Annotated in this window: 14 protein-coding genes; 7 read left to right on the forward strand and 7 right to left on the reverse strand. The window is 57.1% G+C overall.

From position 1 onward, the window contains the following. Positions 1-19 precede the first annotated feature (19 nt). Entirely contained in the window at positions 20-2,599 is a 2,580-nt protein-coding gene (locus tag A9Q02_RS09885; protein ID WP_097652468.1) for a hypothetical protein, read from the reverse strand. A 185-nt stretch (positions 2,600-2,784) separates the two neighbouring features. On the opposite strand from A9Q02_RS09885, the gene A9Q02_RS09890 reads away from it, so the two are divergent. From A9Q02_RS09890 to A9Q02_RS09920, 7 genes are all read left to right on the forward strand, one after another. After that, positions 2,785-4,320 carry an adenylate/guanylate cyclase domain-containing protein gene (locus A9Q02_RS09890; protein WP_097652469.1) on the forward strand — a complete coding sequence of 512 codons (1,536 nt, stop codon included), beginning with the start codon at positions 2,785-2,787 and terminating at the stop codon, positions 4,318-4,320. A gap of 53 nt (positions 4,321-4,373) precedes the next feature. Continuing rightward, positions 4,374-5,591 carry a PSP1 domain-containing protein gene (locus A9Q02_RS09895; protein WP_097652471.1) on the forward strand — a complete coding sequence of 406 codons (1,218 nt, stop codon included), beginning with the start codon at positions 4,374-4,376 and terminating at the stop codon, positions 5,589-5,591. Further along, positions 5,588-6,820, forward strand: coding sequence for a DUF5010 domain-containing protein (locus tag A9Q02_RS09900; protein ID WP_172450848.1), 1,233 nt, complete (start codon positions 5,588-5,590; stop codon positions 6,818-6,820). The genes A9Q02_RS09895 and A9Q02_RS09900 overlap by 4 nt, the downstream gene beginning before the upstream one ends. Positions 6,821-6,946: 126 nt before the next feature. Further along, the gene (locus tag A9Q02_RS09905; RefSeq protein WP_097652473.1) at positions 6,947-7,336 is read left to right on the forward strand and encodes an isoamylase early set domain-containing protein; all 390 of its coding nucleotides are present in this window, start codon (positions 6,947-6,949) and stop codon (positions 7,334-7,336) included. A gap of 38 nt (positions 7,337-7,374) precedes the next feature. After that, on the forward strand, positions 7,375-8,919 hold the full coding sequence (gene guaA, locus A9Q02_RS09910; protein ID WP_097652474.1) for a glutamine-hydrolyzing GMP synthase: 1,545 nt from the start codon (positions 7,375-7,377) through the stop codon (positions 8,917-8,919). Further along, on the forward strand, positions 8,910-9,878 hold the full coding sequence (gene mvk, locus A9Q02_RS09915; protein WP_172450850.1) for a mevalonate kinase: 969 nt from the start codon (positions 8,910-8,912) through the stop codon (positions 9,876-9,878). The genes guaA and mvk overlap by 10 nt, the downstream gene beginning before the upstream one ends. A 167-nt stretch (positions 9,879-10,045) precedes the next feature. Continuing rightward, complete coding sequence (locus A9Q02_RS09920; RefSeq protein WP_097652476.1) at positions 10,046-11,476, forward strand: golvesin C-terminal-like domain-containing protein; 1,431 nt, start codon at positions 10,046-10,048, stop codon at positions 11,474-11,476. Positions 11,477-11,547: 71 nt separating this feature from the next. Here the strand turns inward: A9Q02_RS09920 and A9Q02_RS09925 are convergent, their stop codons facing one another. The 6 genes from A9Q02_RS09925 to mnmA all read right to left on the reverse strand — a co-directional run bounded on the left by A9Q02_RS09925 (position 11,548) and on the right by mnmA (position 16,039). Continuing rightward, complete coding sequence (locus A9Q02_RS09925; protein WP_097652478.1) at positions 11,548-12,081, reverse strand: GTP-binding protein; 534 nt, start codon at positions 12,079-12,081, stop codon at positions 11,548-11,550. A 48-nt stretch (positions 12,082-12,129) separates the two neighbouring features. Beyond that, positions 12,130-12,942 (reverse strand): DUF4388 domain-containing protein, encoded by an 813-nt coding sequence (locus A9Q02_RS09930; protein ID WP_097652479.1) that lies wholly within the window; start codon positions 12,940-12,942, stop codon positions 12,130-12,132. An 86-nt stretch (positions 12,943-13,028) separates the two neighbouring features. Beyond that, positions 13,029-13,952: a DUF1385 domain-containing protein gene (locus A9Q02_RS09935; RefSeq protein WP_097652481.1), complete on the reverse strand. Its 924-nt coding sequence runs from the start codon at positions 13,950-13,952 to the stop codon at positions 13,029-13,031. 91 nt (positions 13,953-14,043) lie between these two features. Next, a complete protein-coding gene (locus A9Q02_RS09940; protein WP_097652482.1) occupies positions 14,044-14,544 on the reverse strand; it encodes a hypothetical protein in 501 nt (166 codons plus the stop codon). Between the two features lie 95 nt (positions 14,545-14,639). Continuing rightward, entirely contained in the window at positions 14,640-14,897 is a 258-nt protein-coding gene (locus A9Q02_RS09945; RefSeq protein ID WP_097652483.1) for a hypothetical protein, read from the reverse strand. After that, positions 14,894-16,039 (reverse strand): tRNA 2-thiouridine(34) synthase MnmA, encoded by a 1,146-nt coding sequence (mnmA, locus tag A9Q02_RS09950; RefSeq protein WP_097652485.1) that lies wholly within the window; start codon positions 16,037-16,039, stop codon positions 14,894-14,896. Before mnmA ends, A9Q02_RS09945 begins: the two co-directional genes overlap by 4 nt. Positions 16,040-16,126: the final 87 nt, after the last annotated feature.

Below are 16,126 nucleotides of genomic sequence, written 5' to 3' on the forward strand. Positions count from 1 at the left end.
GCTTGGTTCGCCCAACATCTTATGGTGTCCCCTCGCCACTCTCACGAAATGAACGTGGTGGTGACGGCAGTTCAGCCTGGATGATCTGGTTAGCATTGACGAGATAGAGCTTCGTGCGGATGCCATCGTTCGTGACCGTCAGATTATTCAACTCATCCAGGCGAAGTGGGCCGTCAGTCCGCACCTTGATCTGTTGAATAATGGTGCCGCTTACCTTTTCCATCTGGAGAATACGCTCATTCAAGGTGTCAATGAGAAAGAAGTGGCCGTCTTCGGGTGATGTTCCAGTCACAACAAAGCCGCGCACGATCGTCAACGGAGGATTGATTCCTTCTGGTTTCACTTCACCAACAAATTGGCCCTGACTAAAGACGAGCACAGTGCCATCGGCCCGCAGTAAATAGATGCTCCCATCAACAGCCATATCAACCACGGTACTCAGATCGACATCAGCCAGACTATTGACATCAAGCCAGTAATCGGGGGCATCACTATAACTCCCCGAGCGAAAGCGCAGTACCTCATTAGCGACTGCGCCCCAGACATAGAGATTGCCGCCATACTCACGCACTCGCAACCGGTCGCGGAGACGCCAGATCTCGCTTGCCCCGAGTTTGGCGTAGTTCCAGCTTGATCCGGTACGAAAATAGTACCCAAAGCCACTCGCAGCCTCGTCAATCGCGACGACCTGGTCAATGCGCCAGGTCGCTGCCCGCACTGGCCCAACCACCGTTGAACCAACCCCCTGCCCAGGGCTGAGAAATGGCTCGGCACGGCCTCCCTCCTGGGGGATGCGGTAGAGCCGACTATTCTGGGTGTCGATATCAACGGCGTAGATATACTGCAAACGTTCGAGCAGATTTGTATCGGTCACATTGGTCATCACTGGGGGCACAATCACATCGGCAAAGCGCCCGGTGGCAAGCGGATGTATCGCCACCACCACAGGTTCATCAAGAAAGGTAATGCGCTGCACGGATGCTAGGGCACGTTCGTACTCGCGTTGTAATTCTTGATAGCGGAGCCAGAGCGTCGGATTCGTCGTTGTAATGAGCGCACTGCTCCGTAGCTCATCAATCGCTTCACGGGCAAACTCCAGCGTCACCAGTGCTTCGTTGGTGTCTTCGGCGCTCCGCACAGTCGCCAATTGTTCGTCGGCGACCGTGAAGTATTCGAGCACAATCTGCTGATCATTCTGGAAGCTCAAATTCATGCCGTAGATCACCAGGATGGTGATCATGAGCAATAGACCAAGTAAGAGCGCCCACGAAAAAGGCGGTCCTTTGCGCCGGTACGAAAGCCCTTGGCCTCGATGGATCGGACGTTGCGGTTGCACCGTTCGGCGGACGTGACGTTCACGGAAATAGCCATTGATGCTACTGCTCATCCGTTGGAAGGGAAGGGCAAGTCGTTCCCCCCAGGTTAGATCGACGAGGGGGCGTTCTTCGTAGCGGGGGCGGTATGGTCCGGCACCGCTGATTGTCTCTTCACTACTCAGATCGATGCGACGGCTGCCTGAAACGGGCACCGTCCCTTCACCGAGAAAGGTTGAAGGGGGTAGGTTTTCGAGCCGGAGCGGTGCGGTGTCGGCCCGTACTTCGCGCAGCCGTGCGTAACGATCCCCAATCTCGTCACCAAGATTGATCGGTGTTGCGCGAGGGATTGGCGCCGTCGAGTATCTTGGCTCGTCCGGCATCCGTTGCATCTGATCGATCGGTTCAGCCTCGGGCTTGTTAGGAACCGCTTGATTGCTTCGTTCGGGTCGCCGCCTCAACGTGCGCTTTAGTTTGTCTACCCATCCACGCATCCCTGCCATCTGCGCCCCCTGCATCGTGTCGGTCGTGCTCTTGCTGGGGACGACCTGGCGGTTGCGAGGCTTCGCTTCAGGGGTAAACCTGATCACTAGGGCATGGGGATTGTCGAGTCCATGGGTGTGGGCAAGCTCTTCAAGTCGTTCCAGCATGACCGTGGCGTCATCTTGCCACAGTCTGGCTTCTACCTCGGTGCGGCTCAGCAGTTGGGCAAAATCACTCGAACAGAGCAAGGCCGCGCCGCCTGTTCCTATGCTTGCACGGTAGAGTTCGGGCTCGACAAAGAGACTTGCGCCCAGGGCCGTGGCCTGGGCAAAAGGCAGGGCATTGGTGCTGGTAGGATCCCAGACGGCATGGGATGGCAAGGCTCGAATGCGCCCCTCACTCAGGATGTACGCCTGTGCCGGTTGTACCTGAACAAGAAAGAGATCAGTGTCACGGACGATGGCACACGTTAGCCCAACCAGTACGCGGTTGTCGGTTGCATGCTTGAAATTGTGTTCGTAGAGCGCCTTGTTGGCGGCGCGGATCGCGGACCGTAGGGCTGACGTGATGCTGGACGAGGAGTCTCGATAAAAGGTGCGCTGGATCACACTGGCAACCAATTCACAGGCGGCCAGGCTTGCTTTGCCCTGGTCAGTCGCTTCAACAACCAGATAGAGTTGTCCTTTGCGTGCCTCGGGGCCAAAAGGCGAGGCTGGGATGACCTCGCTGATTAACGCACGCTGGGCCTGTTTGTTCTCGGGAACTAGCCCGAACTGAGCACTCTGGATCGCAATGCGCGACATAGCTTCTCTCTCCTCCGCCTTCACTCCTTGCGATTATAGCATGGTTGCCCTCAACCCCGGGGCGGACTATAATAGACCCAGGTTTGTTGCAATGTGCCAGCCGACACTGTGATGCATGCCATAGGTCTCCAGGATTGATCGGGGCACAACCATGGCTGCCGTCGTTCGCCAGCCCGGAGTCTCGCATGGCCCGCATTACCGTCACCTTACATGATGAACTTCGTACCTTTGCCGTTGCCCCCGGCGGACTCTCGATTGGTCGCCAGTTAGATAATGCCATTGTCCTGAATCATCCGATCGTTTCCCGAAAGCATGCACGCATCGAGTGGCGAGGGCGTCAGGTCTGGGTCAAAGATCTCGATAGCCGCAATGGGGTGACGGTTAATCGCCTTCGGGTCAAGGAAGAGCAACTCACCGATGGCGATATCATTGGCATGGGCCCTTTTGAACTTCAGTTTGAAGATCGGGCCGTCCAGAGTGTCTTCCTCGACGATCAGCGTTATTATCCCCTTGCGTCGGATGGCCGTACGGTTAGAGCCCACGAAATTCCCCTTGAACCTGCCGATCTCCAGACCGTTTATATGATCGGGATCAGGTTGAACCAGGTGCTCGATTTTCGCGAGTTGCTTGATCTGGTGATGGAAGAGGTGCTCCAGGTTGTTCCGGCTGAACGCGGTCTGCTTTTACTGCGCAAAGATGATGAATTGGTGCCCAGGGTTGTGTTACCTGTCGGTACAGGTGATGTCGCTATTTCCAGTACGATTGTCCGTAAGGCGATTGATGCCCGCGAGGCGATTTTGACCCGTGACGCCCGGCTTGATTTTGCCGAGGCCGATAGCATTATCAGTGCCAATATGCGCTCGGCTATCTGTGCGCCCCTCTTGCTCCAGGGACGTGCCATAGGCATCATTTTACTTGATGCCGCCGGGCGTGATCAGTTTGGTGAGCGTGAACGCGATCTGGTTGTTGCTATCGCTAATTTTGCTGCCGTTGCGCTCGAACGCGCTCGTCTCACCGAAGAGTTGCGCCACCAGGGGCAGCTCCGCCAGAACCTTGAACGGTTTCTTTCGCCGAATGTGGCTCATGCGCTTGCTCGCTATGTTGCCCAGCATGGCAAACTCTGGGAGGCTCAGGAACAGCAGGTCTCGGTGCTCTTTGCTGATATCAAGGGTTTTACTTCCCTTGCTGAACAACTTTCCCCTCGTGAAGTGCAAGATCTGCTCAATGAGTATCTCCATGAAATGACGGATGTCATTTTTCGTTACAATGGTACCGTAGACAAATATATTGGAGATGGTATCATGGCTGTGTTTGGTGCGCCACGCTTGCCTGATGAACCCGAGGACGATCAGCATGCCTTTCGTGCGGTCGCTGCTGCCCTCGAAATGCAGGCCGCCCAGCGCCGTCTTGTGAGCAGGGCAATCTCGGGGCGTACCTTTGCCATCCGGATCGGGGTCAATACGGGGATGGCGTACACTGGTTTTTTTGGCACGCGCCATCGTCTTGAATATACGGCCATTGGTGATACCGTGAATACGGCCTCGCGTCTCGAGGGGGCCGCCGAGCCTGGCTCGGTCTTTATTGGTCAGGATACTGCTGATATGGTGTGCCATCACTTCGATCTTCAGGCGATGGGCGAGTTGCAGCTCAAAGGCAAGCAACAGCGCGTTCGAGCCTTCAAAGTGCTGAAACCCCGTGAGACGAGTCAGCACGCCGAGTGATCGCCGCTTGCGCATCTGGAAGCTTGTTTTTTTGACTAGATAGTAGTCTTTGTATGCCAATCGTGATAGGAATTCGCTTTAAGGATAGTGGTAAAGTTTACTACTTTGATCCGCAAGAGTTCGAGTTGCAAGTTGGTGAACCGGTGATTGTTGAGACGGTGCGTGGGCTGGAATTAGCACGTGTCGCCTATGAGCGTCGTGAAGTTCCCGATAATGAGATTGTTGGTGAACTCAAGCCAGTTGTGCGCCGCGCTGAATCTGCTGATCTCGAACGCTTCCGCGACCTCCAGGCGCGCCACAGTGAGGTGCTTGAACGCTGTACCGAGAAGGTGCGTGAACACGGCTTGCCGATGAGCCTCGTCAAGGCTGAGTATAGTTTTGATGGGTCGCGCCTGACGTTCTATTTCACCGCTGAAAAACGGGTTGATTTTCGCTTGCTCGTGCGCGATCTCGCTCGTACCTTCAAGAGCCGGATCGAGTTGCGCCAGATTGGTCCTCGCGATGAGGCCCGTTTGCTTGGTGGTATTGGCCCGTGTGGCCGTGTGCTCTGCTGTGCCTCTTTCTTGCCTGATTATGCCCGGGTTAGTATCAAGATGGCAAAAGATCAGGATCTGCCGCTCAATCCTTCGAAGATCAGTGGGGTCTGTGGGCGTCTGCTCTGCTGCCTTTCGTATGAACACGAGCAGTATGTGGCGATGCGTGCCGAGTTGCCCCGCAAAGGGACGTGGGTGCAAACCCCCGATGGCCCCGGTGAGGTTGTTGCTCAGCAGGTGCTTAAACAACAGTTGGTTGTTCAGCTCGTTGGTAGTGGGATCCAAGAGACGTATGGCATGGATCAGATTGAGCTTGCCACAACCCAGGTTGCGGCCACGGCTCGTGCGCGTAATGCCGAAGGTGTTACCCCGGCAGCCCAGCAACGTCGTACCAGCCCCCCTGAACGCCATGACCGCCGCAAGCTCCGTGATGAAATTGATCAGTACGATCTCCTTGACGATCTCGAGTTGCTCGAAGATGACTTTGAGTCACCTTTCCGCGATAGTACCCCCGCGGCTCGCCCTACGCCGCGCGCTGCTCCACCATCTCATCAAGCCCAGACACCGGTTGAGCCTCCCAAAAAGTCGCCACGCCGGGCCGCCTCTCCGCCGCCGCCCGTATCTAGCGCTGCGTCCCCCGCCGAGCCTGCTACCGAAACGCCTCCTGCGTCAGCGCCGCGTCGCCGTCGCCGCCGGAGTGGGCGCGGCGGTACGAAACCTGATCCCGAGACCCAATGATCCGCCGCGTTTCCTTGCTGGTGTGGTTGCTCGTCGCTACCCTTGGCTTCACTGCCTGTAGCCGTACGACCGAGCAACCAGTCTCAGCACCGCCAATTCAGCCCACCGCAACCCTGGCTCCGCTTTCACCTGCGTTCTTGCCGACGAGCACGCTTCCGGTGCCGACGCCACACGCCCAGCCCGAGCGCATGGGAACCTTTTTTTTCTACTGGTACCATTGCCCTGAGCGTGCCTGTGATGCCAGTGAATTGACGGCGATCCCTCCGGGTTGGCTGACACCGTTACCTGACGATCCTGATCCCCGCGATGGCCTGGCCTATTCGTCGATCAACTATGATTGGTTTGAAGGCGAGCTACGGGATCTTGTTGATGTTGGCTTTGATCTTATCTTGCCAGTGAGTTGGGGGGATCATCCGCATCCCTGGTTTCGCCAGGATCGTCTCGATCTCCTTGTTCAGGCCAATGGCATCCTCGAAGAGCCACTGGCTATCGGTATGTTTCTCGATACCACGGCTCAGCAGGCCATGTACAACGATTTTGTCGCGGATGGCTATCGTTTTGGCCCAACGATTCCTCGTATGCCGCTCAGCGATGCACGTAGCGGCTACTTCTTCTATGATCTGCACATCAAAGGCTTTTTCGAGCGCATTCCCCGTGAGATGTGGGCCACCGAGCAGGGCCGTCCGATCATTGTGACCTATACCGCCCTCTGTTGTGATGAACTCTACCTTGCAGGTGAACTCTGGCATGCGGTGAAAGCGGCTTTTCGCGCCGATTTTGGCGTCGAGCCCTGGCTTATCCTCGAAGAGACTTGGTTTACCCCCGAGGCCCTTGCCCCCGGCGAGGGGCTTCAGCCACTTGAACTAGTCGCTGATGGTCGCTACCATTGGGGCACGGCGTTGCATGGCCCACAGACAGCCACGCTGCGGAACTTCTCGGTCACAAGCGTTGGTCCGGGTTTCGACAACCGCCGCATTGTTGGCATCACCGATCCCCGCTTTCAACCCCGTGATGAGCCGCCTGGCGGTGGCCCGCGGCGCAACGGGGCCTTCTTCCGCGCTAGTCTTGCGGCTGTGCCCCCCGCGACCGATCTGCTTTTGATTGAAACCTGGAACGAATGGCCGGAAAGCACCGGGATCGCACGCGCAAGCCACCAGGGCCTTGATGGACAGCCGCTCCCTGACGATTTCTACATGGATCTTTTGCGTCGCTGGCGTCGTGGGGGCTGAGCTTATGTGTATAGCGTAGCCCTGTAAACTGCATATTCTTGGGGGCGCAGCCCCCAGGAATATGCTATAATCCCACCGATACGCGCCGACAGCGACGTTGGTGCAGCGCGACAAAGGAGTTAGCGCATGATTACCAAGCGACCGGGCCGTCATGGAGGTGTGCTGGTTACGTTTGTGGTGCCTGCCTCGATCTGGGCTGATACAATCTATGTCGTTGGTGACTTTAACCGTTGGGACGAGCAGGCAACGCCGCTTCGCTTGACCGAGAATGGCTGGATAGCGACGCTTGAGCTTGAAGCAGGTCGTTCGTATCAGTATCGGTACCTCGTCAATGGGGTTGAGTGGCACAATGACTGGAACGCTGATGCGTATGTGCCGAATCGTTTTGGTGGCGATAATTCTGTGGTGATTACACCGGATTTTCTAACTCCGCAGCCTGGGGATAAAAAGGCTTCTTCCAATGACGTTGTGCTCACCTTTGTGCGTCCGCAGTTGCGCTTGATTTCATCTGGTTAAGGCCCCCTTCTGGGGCCTTTGCCTCTTTTCTCAAAACCATGTCAAATCAGAGTGTCCCTGTCCTCGATTTTGGTTCGCAGACAGCCCAGTTGATTGTTCGCCGCCTCCGCGAGTTGGGGGTCTACAGCGAGTTGTTGCCCCACGATGCGTCCGAAGCGCAGGTGCGCGCCCTCAATCCTATCGGGGTTGTGCTTTCTGGTGGCCCCGCTAGTGTCTATGCGCCTGATGCGCCGTCGCTGCCGGCCTGGTTGCCTTCCTCGGGCTTGCCTGCCCTTGGGGTCTGTTATGGCATGCAGTTGATGAGTTATACCCTCGGTGGTGTGGTGCAACGCCCCGATGCACGTGAGTATGGCCCTGCCATGATTACGCGCAACGAGGAGCATCCTCTGTTTGCTGGCCTTCCCGCTGAACAGCCGGTCTGGATGAGTCACGGGGATAGGATCGAGGCCCTGCCCCCTGGGTTTCGTGCGCTCGCGGCGAATCCTGCGACGCCTTTTGCTGCCATGGGTGATGATGCCCGTCGTTGGTATGGGGTTCAGTTCCATCCCGAGGTTGTCCATACCACCCACGGCCAGGCGTTGCTCGGTAATTTCCTCTTTCATATCTGTGGTGCCGAAGCCTCGTGGCGCCCCACCGCGTTTGTCGCCGAGGCGGTTGAGCGGGTACGCCAGCAGGTTGGCCCCGACGAACGTGTGATCTGTGCCCTCTCGGGTGGGGTTGATTCCGCTGTCGCTGCGTTGCTTATCCATCGTGCCATCGGTGAACGTCTGACCTGTATCTTTGTTGATAATGGCCTCTTGCGCCTGGGTGAGGCTGAACAGGTTATTGCAACGTTCCGCGAGCATGTGCAGGTGCCCCTTGTGGCTGTGGATGCCCGCGAGGAGTTCCTCGCTGCCCTCGAAGGCGTCGCCGATCCTGAACGCAAACGCAAAATTATTGGTGAGAAGTTTATTCGCATCTTTGAACGCGAGGCCCGTAGCCTCGGTGACGTGCGGTTTCTTGCCCAGGGGACCCTCTATCCCGATGTGATCGAGTCGCGTGCCCCCGATCGTACCAAGGGCGTGACGATCAAGACGCACCATAATGTCGGTGGTTTGCCCGCTGACATGCAGATGAAATTGGTCGAGCCTTTGCGCTATCTCTTTAAGGACGAGGTGCGTGCGGCTGGTCTTGAACTCGGTTTGCCTGAAGATTGGGTCTGGCGCCATCCGTTCCCCGGTCCTGGTCTTGCGGTGCGGGTCATCGGGCCGGTCTCTTTTGCCCGCCTCGAGACGCTGCGCCAGGCCGATGCGATCTTTCTGGCCGAGTTGCGCGCCGCTGGCCTCTATCGGGCAACCCAGCAGGCTTTTGCGGTGCTCTTGCCGGTCCAGAGTGTCGGGGTGATGGGCGATGAACGAACCTATGCCGATACGATTGCCCTGCGTGCGATTACGACCGAAGATTATATGACCGCCGATTGGGCGCGTTTGCCTCACGAATTGCTCGCTACGATTAGTAGTCGTATCGTCAATGAGGTTCCCGGAGTCAATCGGGTTGTCTATGATCTCTCGTCAAAACCACCTGCTACGATTGAATGGGAGTAAGTGCGCTGATCCAGTCTGCTCCATCCAAGCTGATTCTCTGCGGTGAGCACGCGGTTGTCTATGGTCAACCCGCGCTGGCTGTACCCCTTGGCGATCTGCGTGCCTATGCCGAGGTCTCTGCTGGTACCCCCGGTTCTGGGCTCTCTTTTGTGGCACCTGATCTTGGCGAGGCCTGGGATGCTCATGTCAAACCTGAGCATCCGCTTAGCGAACTGGCCTTGGCTCTCCTCGCCTCCTTCGGTATTACGCAGGCTGATCTGGTGCTCAGGCTGCATGCCGAGATTCCGCTCGCTAGCGGTATGGGCAGTGGCGCCGCGATTGGTACGGCGCTCGTCCGTGCCCTGGCCGCCTGGTTTGATCAGGAGCTCCCCCCGGCCCAGATCGCCGACCTTGTCTATGCCAGTGAGCGTCGGTTCCACGGTACGCCCAGTGGCATTGATAATACGGTGGTTGCGCACGAGCAGGCTATCTGGTATGTGCGCCACCTTACCCCTGCTGCGCAGGGCTTCACGGCAACGATTGAGCCGGTGGTGATGAACGCTCCGCTCCACCTTGTGATCGGTGATACGGGTGTGCGGAGCATGACCCGCTTGCCTGTCGGTGCGGTGCGCGAAGCCTGGCAGGCTGATCCCCCACGCTACGAGGCGTTCTTTGCTGCCATTGGACAGGTCGTCCATCGGGTGCGTACCGCCCTCTCCGAGGGTGACCAGCAGCAACTTGGTGCGCTGTTCAACGAAAATCAGGCGCTTCTCCAAGAAATCGGCGTCTCCTCACCCGAGTTGAATCATCTTGTTGCGGCTGCACGCCAGGCTGGTGCCCTCGGTGCCAAACTCTCAGGGGCAGGTTGGGGTGGGGTTATGTTTGCCCTTGTCACGCCCGACCAGCGCTCAACGGTTACCCAGGCTCTCCACAAGGCCGGTGCCACCAGGGTCATCGCAACTACCGTGGCCTCAAGCTGAGCCCCACACCTATTCTGAATCTCTGCGCCTTTGCGTCAAATTATCATTAAGCACAGCTTCTGCCAACCTTTTCGCAGCGTGTGGTATAATAAAACGATGTCACCTTGTTCGTGATTTCTACCATGAACGTAGAACAGGAGGTCTTATTGCGATCAATACGAACCCCCATGCTGTGGTTACGCTTTGTCTGGGCCCTCTTGATCATGGTCTTCTTTGGTTCCGTAACCCTCACCCAGGCCCAGGGATCAACCGGTGCCAGGCCGCACCAGACCGCCGTCGGCCTTGCTCAGTTCGATGGCGTGCTGAGCCAGGGAGACGGTTCGGTTACCCTCATTGAAACGTCGCTCCCTTCACCTGCCGTTCTTTCTCACGTTGATCGGTATGGTACCCTCACGTCTGAACAACTCTTCTTTGCCCAGCCTGTGACCCGTCTGCAACTCACCTATGCGGCTCAGGCTCCGTCTGGATCTGCCGTTCGTGTTGATGTGCGCGGCGGTTTCGATGGGCAGCGCTGGCAGCCCTGGGTTGTGGATCTTGCCGCTGGTGACGTCATTGATTTTCGCCAGCCGATCAAGTATGCGCAGTATCGCCTGACGCTCACCGGCAGCCAGTTCAGTGCCCCTGTGGTGCGCGATGTGCGCCTTGAGCTCACGAGTCGGGCGGCGTCTGTTGAGGCAACCCCGGTCGACCCCTATGCGGTTGCCCCGACTTTGCGTGTCCGGGCTACGCGTCAGGGCATGGTTGGTGGCCGTACTGCCAATGGCTATATCATTCCACCCAATGCCCGCTTTGTCTCGCTTCCTTCATGGAGTTCGCTCTCGAGTCGGGGTGGCAATGAGTATCAGGTACGTCTGACCTATCGCGGCCGCAGCACCGTCGTGCCGGTCTACGATGTTGGTCCGTACAATACGCGTGATGACTACTGGGCGACTCAGCGTACCGGCTTCCCCGATCTCCAGTGGGGCTGGCCAATGGATCACGCCGCCTACTATGATGGCTACAACAACGGCCGTGCCGAAAAGGGCTATGTCCGTTTTCCCACCGCTGTTGATGTCGGCGATGGCGCATGGATCCAGGATCTCGGCATTGTTGGCGACCAGGCCGAAGTCGAAGCCACCTTCCTCTGGATGGGTCAGGATCCTGCCAATGGCCGTCCCCTCCGCAATCCCGAGGCAAGTGAGCATCTTGTTGATGAGCTTGATGGCGATTTCTGGAGCAATACGGCGCTGTTGAGTGCGAGCGCGATGCGCTGCGGGGCCAACCTGCACGCTTACTGGTCACGTACCACCTCGAACCCCGAGAACGCAACGGTCGCGCGGTGGCAACCCAATTTGCCCATCGAGGCCGCCTACGATCTCTTTGTGCATGTCCCGGTTTGCCCGCAACGCCTGTCCGCAACGACAACGGCAGCGTATATTGTCGGGCACCGCGATGGTGTCAACGAAATTGTTGTCAACCAACGCTCGCAGACTGGCTGGGTTCACCTGGGCCAGTTCCCCTTTGCCGCCGGTGATCAGGGCTATGTCCAACTTGGGGCCGTTGCGAGCGATGGCGGCATCATCTGGTTTGATCAGGTGCGCTGGGTTCCCGTGCGGTAACGCTAAAGCTCTCTGCCCTCAAGCATAATCCCTCAGCGTAACCGCAACTTTAGTGCGGTTACGCTGAGGGATTATGCTTCCTCACTATTTTCTTGAATAACATAGAGCAACTCAAGCAAAATATTTTTCACACTCGCACGATCCGAGGCCACGCACGGTAAAATCTTGACATGGGCTGGCTGGCGTAGAGCGAGGCGCAGTTCATCGGGTGCCCAGGCGTTGGGCCGATCTTGTTTGTTGGCCGCAATCACAAACGGTGTCTCGCGGAAGGAAACAAAAAAATCAATAATGCGATTCGTCTCACGAAATGTCTCGGGCCGGGTACTATCCACCAGGATTATAAGGCCAAGCATCCCCTCTGACAGAATCTCCCACATAAAATCAAATCGCTTTTGCCCTGGTGTCCCAAACAGGTGCAACACCAAATCATCAGCAATCGCAATGCGCCCGAAATCCATCGCGACCGTGGTCTCGTGTTTGATCATCCTGGTATCATCAGTCGCCCGGCGTTCGGTCGAGACCACTTCGATATCGCTGATTGACCTGATGAACTCAGTCTTGCCTGCGTTCACGGCCCCGGTAACAACCATTTTTACAGTCTGCACGCCAGCCCTCCGCTATGGTGCTGTGCCCTGGCTGAAGCACATCGGGTTTTACATATCTTTAATGCGATGAATAATGCGGTTGACCAGACTCTTCTTGACTTTGGGGAGTTCTGCGGGTTGAGGCCCCCGGCTTGTGGGCCTGGGTTTGCGCTGCACCTCGACCAGACCGGTCGTCAGAAAACCGTAGACCATCCGGCACACTTCAAAGTCACTCATGCCTGTCTTCTGCGCTAGTTCAGCGAGTGTATCACGGTCATTGATCCGTGCCAAAAGCCGCCACTCGGTCGTTGAGAGCTTCACACCTTTGAGGTGCTCTCGTGGCTGTTCGAGGAAATGTGCCACCATATCGGTCGAAGGAATGCGGTCTTTAATGCGTCCCCATTCATCAATCCGCCGTACACCTTCCATAATCAGATGATCGACCGAGATAGGCATAGGAATGACGGGCGTATCGTGCGCTGGCCGCTGGTTTTGTTCAAAGCGAAACTCACCCTCAGGCCAGGCAAACAGCCCATAGACTGCCTCTTCCGTAAACCCCTGCAAAGCCCGTTGCAGACGTTCCCGGGGCACCAGTTGTTCTTCCACGATGACCTGGGTAAGCGTGGTTCCATCAGCGCTCATCGCAAGCCCTGAACGAGCGCGGTTCAATTCTTCTGCCGTCAACACCCCCAGTCGCACCAGCAAGGACGCCTGGACATCCTCGGGCCGCCGCACAGCCAGTAGCAACTTGCCCTGTTCAAAAAAGAGCAAGGCCATCTCGTGCTGATAGGCAAGATGGAGCCCGCCCGTTTTATAGCCACGATCAACTAGATAGAGAAAATCAGAGAGGCCAAAATCGCGAAGGTTGCCTACCAGTGCCATACTACTACCCTCCGGAGCCGCTACGTGAGGCAAACGAGGTCTGGATCCAGGCGACCGAGGTACGCCAGAAGGGGCATATCATGGGTTCAATATACCACCTGAGCCAGTGGTTGTTCGGCTTCAAGCGTCTCATTGACGGGTACCCCATCGGCAGCCAGAACTGGCAAAAGGGCTGCAATCGCGGTAGCAAGCATCGCATCATCTGGTTCGCGTGTGGTCAGGTATTGCGTCGAGAGGGCTGGCATAAGCAGGCGGCTTACCCAGGGCCGATGGTAGTGTGCAGCCGCAAATCGCATCACTTCGAATGCGACTGCCGCAACCAGGGGAATGAGCACAATCCGTGCCCCAATGCGTGGCAACAGCGGTAAGCCACTGACGGCAAGGAAGATCACAAACCCGATGATGGCGGCAATCACCAGGAAACTTGTCCCACAGCGCGGGTGGATCCGACTGAACGGACGCACTGCCTCGACCGTGAGTGGCACACCAGCTTCGTACGCATTGATTACTTTATGTTCGGCCCCATGATAGCCAAACACACGTTGAATATCGGAGAGCCGGCTGATGGCATAAATGTACAAAATGACGAGTGTCAGATTGATCAGCCCTTCAATGATCTCACGTACCAGGACTGGTGCGCCACGTTGGGCGAAATAATTTGCAATGAGCGATGGGCCAACGACAAAGAGCCCGATCCCCACCGTGAGCGCCACCAGCAAGATGATCCATTGCACTAACGGTGACAGATCTTCTTCGTGCTCTTCGCTCGTCACGGTAGCCGAGAAATCAAGCGCCTCTTTCCCAACGAGAAAGGCACTCCGGAGCCCCACCAACCCACGGACAATCGGCCACCGCATCCAGGCTGCGCTAGCGGATGGTGGCAACGGGATATGCTTTAGCGCCAGACTGCCATCGGAACGTCGCACGGCCACACTCGCGAGACGCCGTCCGCGCATCATAACGCCTTCGAGCACCGCCTGACCGCCATATGAAAAGGTCTTATCGCTCATGATCCACGTACCACAATCCTACCCTCACACGCGCTGCTGGGTATCTGTCGTGCTGCTTCATCGCCGCTATCATCGTCGTCGTCATCCGGCTCTATCTGCCTTGGGTGCCATTGAGGTCGCCATTTTGCTGAGCTGCGATCTGTTCGGCGATGCTCTCGGGCGCACCACGTCGTGCCAGGGTGGTTGCCGCAGCACGGACACCCGTGGCCAGACTGGCAATGCGAATCACGGGTGAAACCACGCGTTCGGCCACGAAGGTTGTGGATCCCGTCACGGTTGCCGAAGAGTCGCGGACATTATTCGCCAGCGTGCGGGTACTATCAAGTACTTCATTCAGTTTGACGATCGACTCATCAACCTTTGGTACCAGCGTACCACGGGCAAGGCGGTCGATCCGGTTGAGGATATAGAACAAACCGAGCAGCACCGCGATCATCAAAATCACCCCGACCAGGGTGAACAGGCCAAGCAATACAATGAAAATATCACGAAATGCTTGGCGAATCTCTACTGGGGCCAAGGCCAGACCAACAATCAGTGCGATCAACCCCAGCATGATTATTCCGAAGCCAATTCCTACCCACTTTAACACAGCGCTCCTCCGCTATCAGCGACGTAACAGGACGCCTGGATCTTCGTGGCAGCTTTCCAATGCGGTGTTCAGGGACGGCAATGGTGCGGATTATATCACACCCTCAGACGTGAAACAACTATGAGCAAGATCCATGCCAGCAGCACCGCTTCAAGCACAGGCACGCCTGCCGGAGCGGGCAGATCCAGAGGGAAGCGCCATCCGAGGCCATAGGCAAGCAAACATCCGACACAAGCGGTCAACCAGAAGACCGGCAACTGACGCCAGCGTTTCCCCAGCAAAACATGCGCCAGACCTGCGCAGGCCGTGGCGAGCAACAGGATAAGCAGTGTTGCTGGTGCCCATCCGGTCATACCAGGCTCACTCCCTGGTTGTCGTCGGGCTCTGCCTGACGTTCGGGGCGGGTCTCCTTCAGTGTACGTACAATGCGGCCCCCGCCAATGACCCGGTCGCCATCATAACAGACGGCTGCCTGCCCCGGGGTGATCGCCTTCACGGGTGCCTGTAACCGTACCTCCATCCGTCCATCGCCCAGCAGGGTAACCTCAGCCGGGGCCGGGTCGGCGTGTGCCCGTACCTGTACCTGGCAGCTAAATGGCGACGGTGGGGGCACATCGCTAACAAAGTTGAGCCGATCCACCAGAAACCGATCCCGCAGAATCGCTTCAGGAGGGCCTACAACCAGCGCATTACGGGCGACATCTAGTTCGACCACATAGAGCAACTGACCGCCTCCCAGGCCTAGGCCGCGCCGTTGCCCAATGGTATAGAGGGGTAAACCCTGATGTTGCCCTATTTCCCGCCCCATCAGATCCACAATTGGTCCTGGGGTCAGTTGCTCGGGAACCTCGTCGCGCAACAAATTGCGATAATCCCCATTGGGCACAAAACAGATATCCTGGCTCTCGGGGCGGTCGGCACTCGCCAGGCCGCGTGCTGCCGCCATTGCACGAACCTCAGTTTTGGTCAACTCACCGAGCGGAAAGAAGAGGTGCGCCAGATCGCGCTGCCCAAGCATATAGACCATATACGACTGGTCTTTGTCGCGATCAACTGCTCGCGCAAGCGCATAGCGTAGGCTCCCATCGGGAAGCTGTTCCTCAATCCGCCGTGCATAGTGGCCTGTTGCCACATAGGTAAACCCAAGGGTATGCGCACGGTCAAGCAGTGCCCGGAACTTGATCTCGCGGTTACACTCGAGACACGGGTTTGGCGTATACCCCTGGGTATACGCTTGCACGAAATAGTCAATCACGTGACGTCGAAATTCACGCTGATAGTTAAAGACATAATAGGGCACGCCAAGCTGAGCACAGACTCGCCGCGCACTCTCGGTCATCTCTTGGGAACAACAGAGACTCTCGGCCATGCGCTCATCGTCGTCATCCCAGAGATGCATCGTCACCCCGATGATCTCGTGGCCCTGTTCGTGGAGCAACGCGGCTGTCAGGGAACTATCAACGCCGCCACTCATCGCAACCATAATCTTTGCCATACGTGTATTATAGCAAATCTTGCCCGATGAGAAATGGATTGCAGGTAGTTTTGTCTTTGGCGCTGACATTCAGAATGCCGTTGGCAT

This window comes from Candidatus Chloroploca asiatica, assembly GCF_002532075.1.
In the GTDB taxonomy this organism is placed as follows: Bacteria; Chloroflexota; Chloroflexia; order Chloroflexales; family Chloroflexaceae; genus Chloroploca; species Chloroploca asiatica.